At 68.7% G+C, this 16,352-nt stretch carries 11 protein-coding genes; 4 read left to right on the plus strand and 7 right to left on the minus strand.

Going from position 1 to position 16,352, the window contains the following annotated elements:
• Positions 1 to 18: 18 nt before the first annotated feature.
• The 3 genes from ACVJ6E_RS03810 to ACVJ6E_RS03820 are packed head-to-tail and all read right to left on the minus strand — an operon-like array spanning position 19 to position 3,203.
• Positions 19 to 1,671, minus strand: a complete 1,653-nt coding sequence (locus tag ACVJ6E_RS03810; RefSeq protein ID WP_120268837.1) for a cisplatin damage response ATP-dependent DNA ligase — start codon at positions 1,669 to 1,671, stop codon at positions 19 to 21.
• A gap of 18 nt (positions 1,672 to 1,689) precedes the next feature.
• Positions 1,690 to 2,112 (minus strand): DUF6841 family protein, encoded by a 423-nt coding sequence (locus tag ACVJ6E_RS03815; RefSeq protein ID WP_120268836.1) that lies wholly within the window; start codon positions 2,110 to 2,112, stop codon positions 1,690 to 1,692.
• Positions 2,109 to 3,203 carry a ligase-associated DNA damage response exonuclease gene (locus ACVJ6E_RS03820; protein WP_120269258.1) on the minus strand — a complete coding sequence of 365 codons (1,095 nt, stop codon included), beginning with the start codon at positions 3,201 to 3,203 and terminating at the stop codon, positions 2,109 to 2,111. The genes ACVJ6E_RS03815 and ACVJ6E_RS03820 overlap by 4 nt, the downstream gene beginning before the upstream one ends.
• A 78-nt stretch (positions 3,204 to 3,281) precedes the next feature.
• Between ACVJ6E_RS03820 and ACVJ6E_RS03825 the strand changes: the two genes are divergently transcribed.
• Together ACVJ6E_RS03825 and pdeM are read left to right on the plus strand one after the other, a co-directional pair.
• Positions 3,282 to 5,810 carry a ligase-associated DNA damage response DEXH box helicase gene (locus ACVJ6E_RS03825; RefSeq protein ID WP_491676408.1) on the plus strand — a complete coding sequence of 843 codons (2,529 nt, stop codon included), beginning with the start codon at positions 3,282 to 3,284 and terminating at the stop codon, positions 5,808 to 5,810.
• Positions 5,807 to 6,532 carry a ligase-associated DNA damage response endonuclease PdeM gene (gene pdeM, locus ACVJ6E_RS03830; protein ID WP_491676394.1) on the plus strand — a complete coding sequence of 242 codons (726 nt, stop codon included), beginning with the start codon at positions 5,807 to 5,809 and terminating at the stop codon, positions 6,530 to 6,532. The genes ACVJ6E_RS03825 and pdeM overlap by 4 nt, the downstream gene beginning before the upstream one ends.
• Positions 6,533 to 6,538: 6 nt before the next feature.
• Here the strand turns inward: pdeM and ACVJ6E_RS03835 are convergent, their stop codons facing one another.
• From ACVJ6E_RS03835 to ACVJ6E_RS03850, 4 genes are all read right to left on the minus strand, one after another.
• Positions 6,539 to 7,036, minus strand: coding sequence for a DUF3429 domain-containing protein (locus tag ACVJ6E_RS03835; RefSeq protein ID WP_120268834.1), 498 nt, complete (start codon positions 7,034 to 7,036; stop codon positions 6,539 to 6,541).
• A 54-nt stretch (positions 7,037 to 7,090) separates the two neighbouring features.
• Positions 7,091 to 7,879: a TIGR02186 family protein gene (locus ACVJ6E_RS03840; protein WP_120268833.1), complete on the minus strand. Its 789-nt coding sequence runs from the start codon at positions 7,877 to 7,879 to the stop codon at positions 7,091 to 7,093.
• Positions 7,876 to 8,811: a sulfite exporter TauE/SafE family protein gene (locus tag ACVJ6E_RS03845; protein ID WP_120268832.1), complete on the minus strand. Its 936-nt coding sequence runs from the start codon at positions 8,809 to 8,811 to the stop codon at positions 7,876 to 7,878. Before ACVJ6E_RS03845 ends, ACVJ6E_RS03840 begins: the two co-directional genes overlap by 4 nt.
• 234 nt (positions 8,812 to 9,045) lie before the next feature.
• Entirely contained in the window at positions 9,046 to 13,359 is a 4,314-nt protein-coding gene (locus ACVJ6E_RS03850; protein WP_120268831.1) for a peptidoglycan-binding protein, read from the minus strand.
• Positions 13,360 to 13,705: 346 nt separating this feature from the next.
• On the opposite strand from ACVJ6E_RS03850, the gene ACVJ6E_RS03855 reads away from it, so the two are divergent.
• Both ACVJ6E_RS03855 and ACVJ6E_RS03860 read left to right on the plus strand, forming a co-directional pair.
• Positions 13,706 to 14,155: a MerR family transcriptional regulator gene (locus ACVJ6E_RS03855; protein ID WP_067221086.1), complete on the plus strand. Its 450-nt coding sequence runs from the start codon at positions 13,706 to 13,708 to the stop codon at positions 14,153 to 14,155.
• A 344-nt stretch (positions 14,156 to 14,499) separates the two neighbouring features.
• Positions 14,500 to 16,296, plus strand: a complete 1,797-nt coding sequence (locus ACVJ6E_RS03860) for an acyl-CoA dehydrogenase C-terminal domain-containing protein (RefSeq protein WP_120268830.1) — start codon at positions 14,500 to 14,502, stop codon at positions 16,294 to 16,296.
• Positions 16,297 to 16,352 lie beyond the last annotated feature (56 nt).

A 16,352-nucleotide genomic window follows, 5' to 3' on the forward strand; every position in this document is an offset into this window, starting at 1 on the left:
GGCAGCCGCACGCGAATATCACCGCAAGGCCGCGGCCTCATCCTGCGGTAGCAACGCCAGCAGCGCCTCTATCCGGTCCGCCTCCGCCGGCGGCTTGTCCCAGCGCAGCCGGGCGACGCGAGGAAAGCGCATGGCGACCCCGGATTTGTGCCGCGTCGAGCGGTTGAGCCCCTCGAAGGCGACCTCGATCACCAGTCCGATTTGCGGTTCGTGGCGGACTTCGCGCACCGGGCCGAAACGGTTGATCGTGTTCTGGCGCACGAAGCGGTCGATCTCCAGCAGCTCCTCGTCGGTGAAACCGAAATAGGCCTTGCCGACAGGCACGAGTTCGGTCCCCTCCTGACCCTCCCTCCAAACGCCGAACGTGTAGTCGGAATAGTAGGAGGACCGCTTGCCATGACCGCGCTGGGCATACATCAGCACCACATCGACACGGTAGGGATCACGCTTCCATTTGTACCACTGGCCCTTGGGCCGGCCGGGCACATAGGGCGCGTCCCAGCGCTTCAGCATCAGGCCTTCGATGGCGGCCGCATCCTCGCCCTCGTGATGATCGGCAGGCGCCTCGCGCGCGCGGGCCAGCGCCGCCCAGTCCGGCGAGGGCACCAGCGGCGACAGATCGATACGCGGATGATCGAGCGCCTTGAGAAAGTCCTCCAGCTTCGCCCGGCGCTCGCGAAAGGGGCGCTCGCGCAGATCCTCGCCGCCCAACGCCAGCAGGTCGTAGGCGCGGATCGCCGCCGGCAACTCGCGCATCATCTTGGCCGGGACGGTCTTGCGATTGAGGCGCTGCTGCAGGGCGTTGAAGCTCTGCACCTTGCCGTCGATCACCACCAGCAACTCGCCGTCGAGGGCCGCGTCGAAGTCGAGCGTCTCCACCAGGTCGGGAAAGGCGCCCGATATGTCGTCTCCCGTCCGGCTGTAGAGCCGCCGGCGCAGCCGCCCGTCACGCCCCGTCGACACGGCGGCCTGCACGCGGATGCCGTCCCATTTCCACTCGGCCGCAAAGTCGGCCGTGTCCAGCACCTCCATGTCGCGCGCTTCCAGCGGATGCGCCAGCATGGCCGGGCGAAACGGTACCGGATCGTCGGTTTGCGGCTGCTCGCCCTCGCCCAGCGCCCAGGCGAACAACCCATCATAGGGCGGCGAAAGCCCGTGCCAGACCTGTTCGATGTCGTCCGGTTGCAAGGTGCCGAGCGCCGCGACCGCGGTCTTGGCGAGGCGCGCGGAGACGCCGACGCGCAGGCCTCCGGTGACCAGCTTCAGCAGCGCCCAGCGGCCGGTCTCGTCGAGTGTGTCGAGCCACCCCGCGATCATGCCGGGCGCCTCTCCGCGCCCTGCCTGCTGCAGCCGGCGGACCACCTCGGGCAGGTCCGGCGCGGTCGCCTCCCCCCTTGCGTCAGCCGGCCAGATCAGCGCGATCGTCTCGGACAGATCTCCGACGAAGTCGTAGGAGAGTTCGAACAGGTGCGGATCGACCCGCTCCGCGACCAGCGCCCGCAGCATCGCCGGCTTGGCGTGGCGAAAGCCGAGACCGCCGGTCAGCGCAGCAAGCGCCAGCCCCCGCGCCGGGTCGTTCTCGCTACGGAAATACTCCGTCATCAAAGCGAGTTTGGCGGACCGGCGCGGCTCGAAGGACAGCCTGTCCAGCAGGGCGGCGAAACGCTGCATTGTCCCTCTGGGCGTCCCTCAGGGCTCGTTGACGATCATGGCGATACGCCAGGCATCGCCGTCGTAGATCAGGTGGTAGTGGCAGGTGAACTCGATCACCGGCTCGCCGTCCGCGTCCGACTGGACCCAGGTGAGCGTTGCCATGGCCGCATCGCCTTCCACATGGGCGGAGAGGATGTCGAAAGCCGAGGTCACCACGCCTTCCTTTTCCAGCGCGGCGAACAGCGTCTCGATATTCTCGAGCAGCTCCTCCTCGTCCTGGAACACGTTGCCCTTGCCGAACTGCCAGATCACTGCCGGATAGGCGAAGCAGTCGGCCACGGCCTCCGCGTCGTAGTCCTCGAAGGCATCGCGGTAATCGTCGAACAGATCGAGCAGCTCCTCGTCATAGCCCTCGTCCGGCTCCGCCAGACCTTCCGGTTCCCGATGCTCTTCGCTCATGTCTTGCTCCCGATCCCGGCGGCCGTTTCCGCCGTTTCGACTTTACCCGCCGGCTCGGCCGCATCCCCCTCGTCGCCATAGCCGATGAGGTTGAGCGGACGGGCGGCCAGTCCCTGCTGCCGGCACCAGTGGACGAGGGCCTCCTCGGCGCCATGCGTAACCCATATCTCGCCGGCCCCGGTCTCCGCCACGGTTTCCCGCAAGTCATCCCAGTCGGCATGGTCGGAGATGACCAGCGGCAGCTCGGCGCCGCGCTGCCTTGCCCGGGCCCGTACCCGCACCCAGCCGCTGGCAACCGCCGTCACCGGATCGCCGAAGCGCCGGGCCCAGCGGTCGGCGAACTGGCCCGGCGGGCACAGCACGATCTCGCCGGCAAGCTCCTTCGCCCTCTGTCCGACGGGCTCCAAGGCCCCGAGGTCGATGCCTTGCGCCTGATAGTAGCTGCAAAGCCGCTCCAACGCGCCGTGCAGGTAGATGGTGCGCTGGTAGCCGGCGGCGCGCAGCTCCGCGATCACCCGCTGCGCCTTGCCCAGCGAATAAGCGCCGACGAGATGCGTGCGTCCGTCGAACAGCGCCAGGCTTTTGAGCAGCTTGCCGATCTCGCCGGCGGCCGGCGGATGGCGGAAGACCGGCAGGCCGAAGGTCGCCTCGGTGACGAAGACCTCGCAGGCCAGCGGCTCGAAGGGGGCGCAGGTCGGGTCCGGCTGGCGCTTGTAATCGCCGGACACCACGACGCGCGTGCCCTTCGCGGTCTCGATCTTCACCTGCATGGAGCCGAGCACATGGCCCGCCGGATGGAAGGAGACGGAAACGTCGCCGATGCGGATGACCTCGCCGGGAACGGCCTCCTGGCGGGTGCCGGTGAAATCCTCGCCATAGCGGATCGCCATGATGTCGAGCGTCTCGCGGGAGGCCATGACCGCGCCGTTGCCGGGGCGCGCGTGATCAGCATGGCCATGGGTCACCAGCGCCCGCTCGACGGGACGCACCGGGTCGATATGAAACCCGCCGGCGGGACAGTAGAGCCCTTCCGCCGTCAGGGTCAGCACATCGCCGCCGGTCGTTCCGGCTGAAGGGGAGGCCTCACGCATCATCCTCCCTATGTAGGAGTGTTCGGGCGGATTGGAAATGCATCCCCGGCTCGACGAACAGACAAGGAACAACTATCTCTGAACGCGATGGATGCCGCAGCCCAGCCTCTTCTGCCGGAACGCTTCTCCCGCTGGTTCGAAAGCCGCGGCTGGAGCCCGCGCGCGCATCAGCTGGACCTGCTGGAGACGGCCCGCTCGCGCCGCTCGGTGCTCCTGATCGCTCCGACGGGCGCGGGCAAGACGCTGGCCGGCTTCCTGCCCAGCCTCGTCGCATTGTCCGAGCGCCCGCGCCGCAAGCCCGGTTCGGCCGGAGCGCGCCGGGGCGTCCACACGCTGTACATTTCGCCGCTGAAGGCGCTGGCGGTGGACATCGCCCGCAACCTGGAGGCCCCGGTCGCGGAGATCGGCCTCGACATCCGCATCGAGACCCGCACCGGCGACACGCCCGCCCACAAGCGGCAACGGCAGAAGCAGGTCCCGCCGGACATCCTGCTGACGACGCCGGAGCAGATCGCCCTGCTCCTGTCGGATGCGCAGGGGCGCGAGATGCTCGCCGACGTCGACACGGTGATCCTCGACGAGTTGCACGCGCTGGTGACCTCCAAGCGCGGCGACCTGCTCGCCCTCGGCCTTGCCGCGCTGCGCCGGATCGCGCCCTCGCTTCGCACCATCGGCCTGTCGGCAACGGTCGCCGAGCCGGACGAGCTGCGCGCCTGGCTGGTGCCGCAGAGCGAGGGCGCCCCTCGCGCGCTCGCCGACGTCGTCACGGTCGCCGGCGGCGCAGAGCCGGACATCACCATCCTCGACAGCGACGAGCGGCTGCCCTGGTCGGGGCACTCGGCCCGTCATGCGGTGCCCGACATCTACCGGATCATCTCGCAGCACCGGACCTCGCTCGTCTTCGTCAACACGCGCTCGCAGGCCGAGATGCTGTTCCAGGCGCTGTGGCACGCCAACGAGGACAACCTGCCGATCGCCCTGCATCACGGATCGCTCGACGTCGGCCAGCGGCGCAAGGTCGAGGCGGCGATGGCTTCGGGCGCCTTGCGCGCCATCGTCTGCACCTCCTCGCTCGACCTTGGCATCGACTGGGGCGATGTCGACCTCGTCATCAATGTCGGCGCGCCGAAGGGCGCAAGCCGCCTCGCCCAGCGCATCGGCCGCGCCAACCACCGCATGGACGAGCCCTCGCGCGCCATCCTGGTGCCTGCCAACCGTTTCGAGGTGCTGGAATGCAAGGCCGCGCTCGATGCCTCGCGCGCCGGCCAGCAGGACACGCCGCCGCTGCGCAAGGGCGCGCTCGACGTGCTGGCCCAGCACGTGCTCGGCTGCGCCTGCGCCGGCCCCTTCGATCCGCTCGAGCTGTTCGACGAGATCCGCTCCGCCGAGACCTATCGCGACCTCGCCTGGGAGCGGTTCGAACAGGTGATCGATTTCGTGGCGACCGGCGGATATGCGCTGCGGACCTACGACCGATATGCGCGGTTGAAGCGACAGCCGGACGGACGCTTCCGCCTGTCGCATCCCAAAATCGCCCAGCAGTACAGGCTCAATGTCGGCACCATCGTCGAGGCGCCTATGCTCAAGGTGCGGCTGGTCCGCTCGAAGTCGGAAGGTCGGCGCACGCCGATCGGGCGCGGCGGGCGCATGCTTGGCGAGATCGAGGAATGGTTCGTCGAACAGCTCGCGCCCGGCGACACGTTCCTGTTCGCCGGCGAGATCCTGCGCTTCGAGGGGCTGCGGGAAAACGAGGCCTATGTCTCGCGTGCCCGCGCCGAGGCGCCGAAGATCCCTTCCTATCAAGGCGGCAAGTTTCCGCTGTCCACCTATCTTGCCGCCGGCGTGCGGGCGATGCTCGCCGACCCGGCCAGCTGGCAGGCCCTGCCCCATCAGGTCCGCGAGTGGCTGGAGATCCAGAAGCTGCGCTCCTCCCTGCCGCAGCCGGAGGGCCTGCTGGTCGAGACCTTCCCGCGTTCGGACAAGCATTACCTCGTCTGCTACCCGTTCGAGGGGCGCCTTGCCCACCAGACGCTCGGCATGCTGCTGACGCGGCGGCTGGAGCGGCTGGGAGCCCATCCGATGGGCTTCGTCGCCAACGACTACGCGCTGGCCGTATGGGGGCTGAGCGATCTCGACGCGCTGATCGCACGCGGCCAATTGTCACTCGACGAGCTGTTCGACGAGGACATGCTGGGCGACGATCTCGACGCCTGGCTGGCGGAATCCAGCTTGATGAAGCGCACCTTCCGCACCTGCGCGGTGATCGCCGGTCTCATCGAGCGCCGGCATCCGGGTCAGGAAAAAAGCGGTCGGCAGGTTACGGTCTCCGCCGATCTGATCTATGACGTTCTGCGCCGGCACGAGCCGGACCATATTCTGCTGCAGGCGACTTTCGCGGATGCGGCGACAGGACTTCTGGATATCTCCAGATTGGGCGAACTTCTTGCCCGAATTCGGGGGCGAATCGCGCATACTTCCCTGGCGCGGGTTTCGCCACTTGCCGTTCCGGTGATGCTGGAAATCGGCAAGGAACCCGTGTTCGGCGAGGCGCAGGAAGCGCTTCTCGCAGGGGCCGCAGGCGATCTGGTCAAGGAGGCTATGGAGTGAGGCCGTTTCTTGCCCGCAACGAGGTGCGACGCTTCGCGCCCGTTTGCCATGACATTTCCATCGCGGGCGAAATCGTCGGCCTTCACGACAGCGGTGCCATGTGGTGGCCGGACGAGAACACGCTCGTCGTCGCCGACCTGCATTTCGAAAAAGGTTCGTCCTTCGCCCGCAAGGGCCTCATGCTACCCCCCTACGACACGGCCGCAACGCTGGAAAAGCTGGCGGAGGCCATCGACGCGTTCCAGCCGACCCGCGTGATCGCGCTCGGCGACAGTTTCCATGACGGCGAAGGCTCCGACCGCCTGCCCGCCTCCTACCGCGCGATGCTGACGACGCTGCAGCTCGGCCGCGAGTGGATCTGGGTGACCGGCAACCATGACCCCATCGCGCCGGTCGGACTGTGCGGCGAAACGGTGGACGAAATCGCCCTCGGCGGCCTCCTGTTCCGCCATGAGCCGGAGGACGGCGCCCCTCCGGGCGAGATCGCCGGACACCTGCATCCGGCCGCCCGCATCCGCCGCTATGGCCGTAGCGTGCGCCGCCCGTGCTTTGCCACCGACGGAACCCGGCTGGTGCTGCCCGCCTTCGGGGTGTTTACCGGCGGGCTCAATGTGCTGGACGAGGCATGGAGCCCGTATTTTCCCGCGCGCGAATTTTCCGTCTTCATGCTCGGCGATGGCCGGCTCTATCCCTTTACCGCGACCCGCCTCGTTTCCGACTGAGCCCGCTCACGCGGCACGGCCGAGCAGCAACCCGGCGGCCGAGACAAGCAAAGCCACGGTGACCACCACGCTGAGCCGCCGCCGCAATGTCGCGTACCACAGCGGCAGCGAGCCCTTGACCGCGGCCCGTTGATCCCAGCCCGCCTGCATCAGGAAACCGCCCGCAAGCACCACCATTGCTGCGACCGGCGGCAACAGCGCGGCACCCCAGCCCAGCAGCGACGGCAATACCGACAAGGCGAACTCGCGCATGCCCCGCTGGCGCCCGGCCATGGCGACGCCCCAGCGCACCCCGCCCAGAAACGACAGGATCGCCGCGCCGTAGATCGTCGCCGCGCGGGCTATCGGCTCGACGAATGACGGCTGGCTCGCCTGCAGCGCGGCATAACAGAGATAGAGCGCGGCGAAGACGAAAGGGAGCAGCCCGGCATAGCCGAGCCGCACGGCGCCAGCCGGGCCCGGCTGGGCTGCAAAACGGGTGAGATCGGGTTTGGCCGCCGCCATATGTACCTCCGCGCCTTTGTGCCGTCCGTGACGGGTGTTTTGCGCGGATACGTCCTAGTCGCGGCGGAAGATCACTCCGGCGAGCCAGCCGGTGAACACCGCCAGCAGCACGGCGAGGAGGCCATAGGCTGCCGAATACTGGTGAGCGAACCAATAGGTGTACTGCTCGAAGCCGGTCTTGGCGACGCGCAGAGGCATCTGCGTTTCGGCCAGCAACGTGCCCCCCTGCAGCAGGTAGACGGTCACCTTATAGTCGCCCACCGGAATGTTCGCCGGCAGCGCCACCGAGGTGCGGAACAGCGAGTTGCCTAGGAAGTCGATGACGTCGTGGCGCTCGGAATAAAGGCCGCTCGCCTGGCGCAGGCGCAAGAACGCCGCGCGGAAATTGTCCCGGTCGCTGATCGGCACCTGCGAGGCGCGGGCGATCCGGAGATTGAGGAAATGCAGCCCGATCCGGTGCTCTTCCAGAATGGCGCGCGAGGAAAGCTCGTGCGGAGGCCGGGTCGTGTGCACCGCAAGGAAGCTCGGCACCTCGGCAAAGACTTCCGCGTCCCGGTTCACCCAGATGCCGAGAAAGCGGCCCTTGCGCCGCGTGGTCACATCGCTTTCCGGCCCCGAGACAACCACCGCAATGTCGTACGGATCGGGCCGGCCGACCGTGCCCGCATCGCGGGCGATCTCGCCGAAGACGACGATGTTGGTGCCCGTATAGTTGGACTCGATCCGCACCACATCCGCCGACAGCGCCGCGGTCAGGCTCTCGGCCCGCGCGGGCGCTCCCGCTTGCGCGAACACGATGGCGAGCAGGCCGAGGACCGGCAGGAGGAGACGGCGGCCGGTCATTGCGCCGGCTCCAGGATCAAGGTGGGATCGACGGCGTAGAGCTCGTCCGGCTGCATCAGCAGGTTCACCGCGAAGCGGACGCCGACGCCCAGCACCAGCAGTGCCAGCAGCAGCCGCAGCTGGTCGCCGCGCAGCTTCTGCCCCATGCGCGCCCCGAACTGGGCGCCGATGACGCCGCCCACCATCAGGAGCATGGCAAGCACGATATCGACCGACTGCGTGGACATGGCATGCAGCACGGTGGCGGCGGCCATGGTCACCAGGATCTGCAGCAGCGACGTGCCGATGACGATGTTGGTCGGCACCCGCAGGAGATAGATCAGCGCCGGCACCATCATGAAGCCGCCGCCGATGCCCAGGATCGTGCCGAGAAAACCGATGATGGCGCCCAGCCCGATGATCGGAATGATGCTGACGTACAGCCGCGAGCGGTAGAACCGTACCTTCAGCGGCAGGCCGTGGACCCAGTTGTGCTGCCCGGGCCGGCGCGCCGTCACCTTGGCGCCGGAGCGTCGCCGTGCCATCGCGCGCAGGGACTCGAACAGCATCAGCCCGCCGATGGCGCTGAGGAAGGTCACGTAGGACAGCGAAATGACGAGGTCGAGCTGGCCGAGCGTCTGCAGGATGCCGAACAGCCACACGCCCACCGCCGAGCCGACGACACCGCCGACCAGCAGCATCCAGGCGAGCTTGAAGTCGATCATCTTGCGCCGCCAATAGGCGACGACGCCGGATGTCGAGGACGCGACGACCTGGGTGGTGACGGTGGCGACGGAGATGGCCGGCGGGATGCCGGAGAAGATCAGCAGCGGTGTCAGCAGGAAGCCGCCGCCGATGCCGAACAGGCCCGACAGGAAGCCTACGGCACCACCCATCCCGAACACCATGAACATGTTGATCGGCAGTTCGGCGATGGGCAGGTAAACTTGCACGGCACACCGGCGGCTTGTGGCCGCTCGTCCCCGACGGGCGGCGTGGAGGTTGATGAAATGGCCCGCTGCGCTCTCCGCCTGTGGCGATTGAGGTTCGCAGCCCCCGGAAGCCCATGCTTTTCCTAAGGATAAAGCCTGCCAGCTTCCCTTATGTCAACGTGAAACGGGCGCATTTGCGGCTGCGCCCGCTCCTTTGCGTCGACGGATCCGGCCAAGGCCTTGCACAGGGCCGGATCAGATGTTCTCGCCGGCCAGCGCCTTGACCAGATCCGGCGAGATCGCGCCGGTCACCGGCAGGCCGTTGGCCTGCTGGAAGGCGCGCACCGCCTCGCGGGTCCGCGGCCCGATCTGACCGTCCGGCGTGCCCGGATCGAATCCCCGCTGGGCCAGCAGCTTTTGCGCATTCATCACCAGTTCGCGCGGGTCCGCAGACGCGCTTGCGCGCGGTGCTTCGACCTCCGCCGGCACGGACCAGGCCGGGTTGAACTCCACCTGGTTGGCCGCCAGCGCGCGTGGGGCTTCCTTCCAGGTCTCTACCGCGATGCGCGCTTCGGCCAGCTGCTCGCGCGAGAGCATGTTGGCAAGCTCGTCGCGCTTGTTGCCGGCGTCCCGGTCGCCCTGGCGCGCGGCAAGGGCGAACCACTTGTAGCTCTCGACCAAGTTCTTCTCCAGGCCGAGCCCGCGGGCATAGAGAATGCCGAGATTGTACTGGCTGTCGGCGAGGCCGAAATTGGCGGCCTTCTTGAACCAGTAGGAGGCGTCGTTGAACTCCGGCGTGCCGGACAGGCCTTCCGCGTAGAGCACCGCGAGATTGTGCGCGGCCTTGGCGTTGCCCTGCTCGGCGGCGCGGCGATACCAGTCGCGCGCCGTCTCCAGGTTCTTCTCCACGCCGCGGCCCTTCTCGTAGAGGCTGCCGAGACGGTACTGGGCGGGTGCAAGACCGGCATCGGCGGCCTTGCGATAATAGCTGGCGGCCTGCTTCAGGTCCGGCTGGACGCCGGTGCCTTCGGTATAGTTCACCGCGATCGCGAACAGCGCGGCCGGGTCGCCCCCGGCGGCTGCCTGGCGCAGGGAGACGGGACCGGCCTCGGCCGGGATGCCGCCGATAGCCGCGCCCGCTGCGGGGCCGGCCGGCGCCATCGCCGTGGTGCGGGACGCAAGGTCGAGCGAGGCAGGCGCGCTGCCCGGCGTCTGGAACTGCGCACCGGGGATGGTGCCGGGAATGGCGCCCGGAGCGGTCGAGAAGGCGTTGCCGGACACGGCCGGCGGCGCGAAGGCGAGATCGGATCCCGGCTCGGAGGCAGGCGCGCTCTGCGGCCCGGCCAGCGGAACGTCGCCCCCGGTCGCGGCCGGGCGGTCCTGCACCAGGTCCGGCATGTCCATGCCGCTCATCCCCGCATCCGCCGTCGACACGGCCGCTGGCGGCGGCGAGACCGGCTCGGGCGGGGCTTCGCTCGCGAGCTGCCGTGCCTCGGGTACGCGCGCCTTGGCGCCGGCTTCGGCCACGCCCGTGTCTGCGGTCGCGACAGGCGGCACATTGGTCATCGCCTCGATGGTCGGCGGGGTCTCAAGCGAAGCGATGTTGCGCTCGGCCGGCGAGACCAGCTTGAAGATCTGCAGCGCACCGACCGCGATGATCACGGCGGCGGCAGCCAGCATCACCGCGCGGCGACCGCCTGCGGAGAACAGCCTGCGGCCGCCCTTGTCTTCGGTCTCCACCTCTTCCGCATCGACGGACGCCGCAGCGCGCATATCGGCACGCAGCTCATCGGCGAGCTCCTCGCGGCGGCTGCGCGCGGCATCCGAGCGCGGTCCGTCGCGGCGATCGCCGGCAAGCGGCCGCGGCTCCACGACCTCGGCGGTCTCGGCTTCCGGCGCATCCTTGCTCTTTGCCTTGCCGCGCGCGAGCTTGGAGCGCAGCCAGCCGGCAGCGCTGGCGCGCGGCTTGTCGTCGGATGAGGAGGACGTGAGGCTCCCGAAGGACAGACCCGAGCCGGACGCGTTGGCTTCCTCGCTCGCCGCCTGGGCGGCACGGCGGGCGGCGGCGATGAAGTCGGCCTTGCGGTCGCGCCCGTCCTGCGGCTGCGCACCGGTGCGCCCCGCACCCATCGGCGAGGAGGGACGCGCGCCGGCCGGGCGGGCAGCCGAGCGCTGCGGCGGCACGGAGGCATCGGCAGCGGCGGCGGCCGGCATCTCGGCACGCGGCATGATCGGCGCTTCCATGCGCGGCTGCGCCTGCTGGCGCACGCGCGGCTTGCCGGAGCCCGGCTCCAGCGGCCGGTCGTCTTCCGGACCCGGGGGCGGCATCGTGGCGACGCGGGTGTCCTGCTCCAGCGCCATCAGACGGTTGTTGATCGACGCCAGCACGTCCTGGACGCTGTCCATGGATTCGCGGGCACGTCGCTCGGAACTGGTCGCCGCCTCCATCAGGCGGTGCAGGTCGCCGCGCAGGGCCTGGGCGACATCGCCGCCCCCTGCCCCGCCCGACTGCAGCGCGCTCTGGATCTCGCCGAGACGGGCAAAGCCGCTGTCGGCTGCATCCAGCTTCGCGGCAAGCGCCGCGATCTTGTCCTCGACCTGCGACAGCACCGCCGCGTCGTCGCTCGACGCGCCGCGGTTCACGGCCTCGGCGAGATCGCGCAGCTGCGCTTCCAGTTCGACCACGGAGACCGGCTGGGACACGCTGTCGCGCAGCGAGACGATCTCGCGGCGCAGGCTCTCGAACTCGTCGGCGCCGGCGGACGCGCGGCCCGCTTCGAAGCGCTCGTTGAGATTGGAGATGCCGGCCTCCAGGCGGGCGATCAGGTCCGCCTCGATGCTGCCCTGCTGGCCCTCGGCGACGAGCGTCACCCGGTCCGGCCGGTCAAGGGCATTGATCTTGCCGTCGATGGCGGCAAGGCGCTTTTCCAGCAGCGTGAAGGCCGCGTCATAGCTCGGCGGCATCTGCCGCGCGGTCTCGATCCGCTTCAGCCGGCCGGCGATCTCGCCCAGCTTCTCGTCGAGCTGCGGATCGGTGCGGGTGTTGCGATCATCCGCCAGCATGCTGGCGATCTCTTCCAGGCGATCCTGCAGCCGGTCGACCGCGCCTGACTGAGGCAGCCGGTGCTCGATGGCGCCCATCCGCTCGGACAGGTGGCGCTGCTCGTCGACCAGCCGGTCGATCGTATCGAACCGCTGGGCCAGCGCGGTCATGCGCTCGTCGATGCCCGCGAGCAGGTCGCCGACGTCGAAGCGCTCGACAAGATCGCGCACAGCGCGGATCTCGCCGCGCAGCAGGTCGAGATCGGCACCGCCGCTGCGACGCACGAGTTCCTCCACCCGGTGGCCGATATCGGCCACCCGGTCGTCGAGCGCGGCGATCTGGTCGCCGCGCGGCACGATGCGGAACGCTTCCTCGATATCGGCGAGACGACGGCCGAGATCGGCGACGAGCCGGGGCTCCAGCTGATCGCGGGACATCTCGTCGAGGCGCTGGACGAGGTGCGCATAGCCGCTTTCCAGCGTCTGCAGCATGCCCTCGACATTGGACTGGTCGATCATCGACCGCAGATCGGAAATCTCGGCGCGGACCTCGCGCACGATCCGCATGTCGCCCCGGTCGGCACGCAGCCGCTCCACCGCATCCGACAGGCGGCGCATCTCGCCGGTGTCGCGGGAGACGGTCCGCTCGCGCTCGGCGCGCAGGCTCTGGGTGAGGAAACCGCGCAGGTCGGCAATCTCGCGCCGCAGCACGCCCAGCTGGTCGTCCCGCGCGCCGGTGGCGCGGTCGACCCGGTGGGCAAGATCGCGGATCAGCGGGCGCAGGTCCTCCTCGGACCGGTCCTCGCGCCAGTCCGCCGGCCGGCGATAGCCGTCCTCGGGCGCCTCGCGCCAGGTGCTGCGCGCCGGCGACGCAGCCTCGCGGGCCTCGCCGTAACCGTCGTCCGCCAGGTCGTCGTAAGCCGCCTCGCTGTCGTCATAGGCAGCGGGCTGACGGGTGTCGTAATGGGCTGTGCGGCGGGGATCGCGCGGGGCGTCGAAGCCCTCGTCCTGCCAGTCCTCGCTCCACGTCTCGCGGGCCTGCGGCGGCGCGGCGCGGCGCGGGGCACGCGCCGGGGCAGCAGCGCGAGCCGGAGCGCTCGCACGGGCCGGGCGCATCGTCCGCTCCTCGGCGTCGGCCTCGTTGGAGAGATCCTCGACCCGGCGGTCCAGCCGGTCGAGCGCGTTCAGCACCGCCTCGATGCGGCCGCTGCGCGATCCGGCGGGCGCACGCGCCGGGGCAGCGGCGGGCGCTGCGGGACGTTCGTTGCGGGCCCGAGCGGCAGCCGCGCGCCGTGTCTGCCGGTTGCCAGCGGGGGCGGGCTGCGGCGTGTCCATGAGACGGCCCAGGGCATCTGCGACATCGTTGAGCTGCTCGCGCGCCCTCGCCCGGTCACCGCGCTGCGGATCGGCAGCCGGCGCCCGGCGCCGCGGCTCGTACCAGCTTTCCGGATCGCCATGCGCTTCGCGCCCGTAGCCGTCTTCCTGCGGAAGGCCGCGTTCACTGCGATGTCGCGCGTTCCAGGACATGAACTGCCTCTCAAACCCATGTGGGGCGCGTGCGCGCCAGCAATCTTCTTCGCCCCAGGTCGGAACACGGCTACACCGGACCCGGACGAGCTTGCCGTAAACTGTCGCCGCTTATGGTAAACAGGCCGTTAAGTCCGGGATTTACATGCTTAACGACTGGTAAACGCGCCTTGCGGATCGCAAGCCTGCCTCCCGCACGCGTTCGCCAGGAAGCTTGACGCTTACGTCCACGGAATGTATCCCGGAGGCAGGTGACGTAGTGTCACGCTCCCACACACCCGCCGGACCCGCGCGGAGCGATGCCCGCTCCTGCCCCTCGTCTTTCGGGATACTCAAGGAAAATGCCATGAGCGAAGCGCTCTCGGTCAACAACGATATCGTCGAGGCAGTCGCCGCAAAGGACGAAACGACGAAGAAGACGCTCTTCACCATCGGAGATCTTGCAAAGGAATTCGATGTCACCTTGCGCACTCTTCGCTTCTACGAGGACAAGGGCCTTCTGAATCCTCGCCGTGACGGCATGACCCGCATCTACACCCGGCGCGACCGGGCCCGGCTGAAGCTGGTGCTGATGGGAAAGCGGGTCGGTTTCTCGCTCGCCGAGATCCTCGACATGCTCGATCTCTACGACCTGCGCGACGGCCAGGTGACCCAACTCAAGGTGGCTCTGTCGCGCTTCCAGGGCCAGATCGACGTGCTGGTGAAGCAGCGCCGCGACATCGACCAGGCCATCGAGGAGCTCGGCCGGACGGTGGAGATCGTCTCCGGCATGCTGAAGGAGAAGGAGAGCGACTGAGTCGCCCTTCCGATTGCAACAGGGGCGGCATCGCCGCCCGGCACCTTGCCGCAGTTTCCGAACCCGTGCCGCCACCGCGGCGCGGGTTTTTGCGGTCCGGCCTCCGAATTTTGCCGCACCGGTACGATTTTGTTCCGAATCTCCGTGATTTCGCCCCGAAGACGGCCGAGATTGATGCCTGCGGGACTTTTTTCAGCCCCCTGCCGTTGGGACATCCCTTGCGAGGCCCGGCCGGCAGCCATATAACCAGCTCAAGGTGACGTTTACGGAAACGTCAGGTCCATGATGCGGACTGCCCGTCGCAACCGGCATCACAGCCGGGCCGACCTACCGGGAGGATGACCATGCCGAGCTACACCGCCCCCGTCCGGGATGTGATGTTCCTGCTGAACGAGGTGCTGGGCTTCGACCGCCACGGCAACCTGCCGGGCTTTGCCGATGCGACGCCCGATCTCCTCGAGGCGATCCTGAACGAGGGCGCGCGCTTCTGCCAGGAGGAGTTGGCCCCGCTCAACGCCACCGGCGACCGCGAGGGCTGCACCCGCAACGACGACGGCAGCGTGACGACGCCCAAGGGCTTCCGCGACGCCTACGACACCTACCGGGAGAACGGCTGGATCGCCCTTTCGATGCCGGAGGAGTATGGCGGCCAGGGCCTGCCGACCACGCTCAACTCGGTGATGCAGGAGTTCATTTCCGGCGCCAACCTTGCCTGGGGCATGTATCCGGGCCTGTCGCAGGGCGCGGCCGCCGCCATCCAGGTGCATGGCAGCGCGGAACAGAAGGCGCTCTACCTGCCGAAGCTTGCCACCGGCGAATGGTCGGGCACGATGAACCTGACCGAGCCGCATTGCGGCACCGATCTCGGCCTCATCAAGACCAAGGCCGTGCCGCAGGGCGACGGCACCTACCGCATCTCGGGCCAGAAGATCTTCATCTCCGCCGGTGAGCACGACCTGACGGAGAACATCGTGCATCTGGTGCTGGCCCGCATCGAGGGCGCGCCGGAAGGCACAAAGGGCATCTCGCTGTTCATCGTGCCGAAGTTCCTGCCCGATGCCGACGGCAAGCCGGACGCGCGCAATGCGGTGTCCTGCGGCTCGCTGGAAGAGAAGATGGGCATTCACGGCAACGCCACCTGCGTCATGAACTACGACGAGGCGACCGGCTGGCTGATCGGCGAGGAAAACCGCGGCCTCAACGCGATGTTCGTGATGATGAACGAGGCGCGCCTTGCCGTCGGCGTGCAGGGTCTCGCCCAGTCGGAGGTCGCCTATCAGAACGCCCTGGCCTATGCCCGCGAGCGGCTGCAGGGCCGGGCGCTGACCGGCCCGAAGAACCCGGACGGCAAGGCCGACCCGATCATCGTGCATCCGGACGTGCGCCGCACGCTGCTGTCGATCCGCGCCTTCAACGAGGCGGCCCGCGCGCTGGTCCTGTGGACCGCGCTGCAGTCGGACATCTCGCACCGTTCCTCGGACAAGGGCGAGGCCCAGGCGGCGGACGACCACATGGGCCTGATGACGCCGGTCATTAAGGGCGTGCTCACGGACAAGGGGTTCGAGAACGCGGTGGCGGCGCAGCAGATGCTGGGCGGCCACGGCTATATCGAGGAATGGGGCATGTCGCAGTTTGTGCGCGATGCCCGCATCACCATGATCTACGAGGGCGCCAACGGCATCCAGGCGCTGGATCTCGTCGGACGCAAGCTGCCGCGCGACGGCGGCCGGGCGGTGATGGCCTTCTTCAACGAGGTCGGCACCTTCCTCAAGGAGATCTCCGGCGACGAGACCCTCGCCCCGCTCGCCGGGCCGCTCAAGGCCGGCCTCGACGACCTGCAGAAGGCGACCATGTGGTTCATGAGCAATGCCATGACCAAGCCGGACAATGCCGGCGCCGGCTCGACCGACTACATGCATCTCTTCGGCATCGTCGCGCTCGGCTACATGTGGGCGCGCATGGCGAAGAGCGCGCAGGCCGCCCTCGCCTCGGGAGCGGACGGAGACAAGACCTTCTACGAGACCAAGCTGACGCTCGCCCGCTACTTCATGGAGCGGCACATGCCCGAGACGGGGCTGCGCCTCGCCCGGGTCTCGGCCGGCGCCGACACGATGATGGGCCTCGACGCCGCCGCCTTCTGAAGGCAGCGCGAAGGCCCGAACGAAAAGGAGCGGCGCACCTCGCGCGCCGCCCCGCA

Source organism: Stappia sp. G46H5W (genome assembly GCF_058448995.1).

Coding starts and splice junctions, on each gene's coding strand:
- ACVJ6E_RS03815 (WP_120268836.1), bottom strand. CDS start 2,112: ATGAGCGAAGAGCATCGGGAACCGGAAGGTCTGGCGGAGCCGGACGAG.
- ACVJ6E_RS03840 (WP_120268833.1), bottom strand. CDS start 7,879: ATGACCGGCCGCCGTCTCCTCCTGCCGGTCCTCGGCCTGCTCGCCATC.
- ACVJ6E_RS03850 (WP_120268831.1), bottom strand. CDS start 13,359: ATGTCCTGGAACGCGCGACATCGCAGTGAACGCGGCCTTCCGCAGGAA.
- ACVJ6E_RS03855 (WP_067221086.1), top strand. CDS start 13,706: ATGAGCGAAGCGCTCTCGGTCAACAACGATATCGTCGAGGCAGTCGCC.
- ACVJ6E_RS03820 (WP_120269258.1), bottom strand. CDS start 3,203: ATGCGTGAGGCCTCCCCTTCAGCCGGAACGACCGGCGGCGATGTGCTG.
- ACVJ6E_RS03835 (WP_120268834.1), bottom strand. CDS start 7,036: ATGGCGGCGGCCAAACCCGATCTCACCCGTTTTGCAGCCCAGCCGGGC.
- ACVJ6E_RS03810 (WP_120268837.1), bottom strand. CDS start 1,671: ATGCAGCGTTTCGCCGCCCTGCTGGACAGGCTGTCCTTCGAGCCGCGC.
- ACVJ6E_RS03860 (WP_120268830.1), top strand. CDS start 14,500: ATGCCGAGCTACACCGCCCCCGTCCGGGATGTGATGTTCCTGCTGAAC.